The sequence below is a fragment of the Treponema sp. R6D11 genome, assembly GCF_054786075.1.
In genome coordinates this window covers 1-599 of the sequence record NZ_BDHD01000700.1, presented here as the reverse complement: position 1 = coordinate 599, position 599 = coordinate 1, and the positions used below count along the sequence as shown (strand labels likewise).

At 55.3% G+C, this 599-nt stretch carries 1 protein-coding gene; it reads right to left on the bottom strand.

Annotated elements, in window-relative coordinates; all coding sequences use genetic code 11:
- Positions 1 to 599 (bottom strand): formylglycine-generating enzyme family protein (locus ACYVTD_RS15570; protein WP_461248608.1); only part of this gene is annotated, 599 nt, incomplete at both ends.

The window sequence follows — 599 nt, the reverse complement described above, 5'->3', positions numbered from 1 at the left end:
AGGACAAGCCGGAAGCCGTAGCGGATGGCATTACCTCTACTGTACGGGGAGACGTAAGAACGGCTCGCGGAACGCAGGCTTTCGACGCTATAGATGATGTACCCACCTCGCTTCACGCGGCTAGTTCCTGAGGACGGACCCATCGGGTCTTTAGACGGACTGTCCGAATAATAATTTTCATCGTACCAGTCCCAACACAATTCCTCCACATTCCCGTGCATGTCATGCAACCCCCACAAGTTAGCCGTCTTCAATCCCACCTGATGCGTCTTATATCCGCTGTTAAGCCTGTACCACCCCGTTTCGTCGCTTATATCGTCTCCAGTGTAATACGCCGTCGTCGTCCCGGCACGGCAGGCGTACTCCCACTGCGCCTCCGTCGGCAAACGGTACCCGTTTGATCCTGCCACGATTTCCACAGCATCCCACGCCTTGTTGTCGTCTTTCGGCACTTTTCCCCATGCGTTGGTATCGGTGCCGCCGCCGATGCTGTAAGCGGGGCTTAACCCATCAAGAACGCTAAGCCTGTTGCAGAATACCAGAGCGTCGTACCAGCTTACGCTGTCCACCGGGCGTTTCTCTTGAATTTCCCCTTTTCT